Here is a 541-nt window from a genome sequence, read left to right as displayed (position 1 = left end):
AGTACGCGGACTACGCGGAGTGGCAGCGAGGGTGGTTGCAGGGAGAGGTGCTGGAGCAGCAGGTGGAGTACTGGCGGAGGCAGTTGGAGGGGGCACCGAGAGCGCTGGAGTTGGTGACGGACAAGCCGAGGCCAGCGGTACAGAGCTTCCGGGGGGCCACGCTGGAGAGGAGGTGGCCGAAGGGGCTGTGGAGGAAGGTGGAGGAGGCGAGCCGGAGGGAGGGGGCGACGCCGTTCATGGTGTTGCTGGCGGCGTACCAGGTGGTGCTGACGAGGTACGCGGGGCAGGAAGAAGTGGTGGTGGGTTTTCCGATAGCGGGGAGGACGCACGCGGAGACGGAAGGGCTGATTGGGTACTTCGCGAACACGCTGGTGTTGAGAGGGCGTGTGAGTGAGGAGGAGAGCTTCCGGGAGTTGGTGGGGAGGGCGAGAGAGGTGACGTTGGGTGCGTACGCGCACCAGGACGTGCCATTCGAGAAGTTGGTGGAGGAGTTGCTGCCGCGGAGGGACATGAGTCGCAGTCCACTGTTCCAGGTGTCGCT

The 541-nt window shown here is 65.4% G+C and carries 1 protein-coding gene; it reads left to right on the top strand.

Annotation, left to right across the window (positions count from 1 at the left end; genetic code table 11):
• Positions 1 to 541, top strand: a 541-nt coding sequence (locus tag G4D83_RS45280) for a condensation domain-containing protein (protein WP_240357202.1), incomplete at both ends; no start/stop codon positions are given.

The sequence above is a fragment of the Myxococcus eversor genome, from assembly GCF_010894455.1.
In the GTDB taxonomy this organism is placed as follows: domain Bacteria; phylum Myxococcota; class Myxococcia; order Myxococcales; family Myxococcaceae; genus Myxococcus; species Myxococcus eversor.
This window is presented reverse-complemented; position numbering and strand designations above follow the sequence as displayed.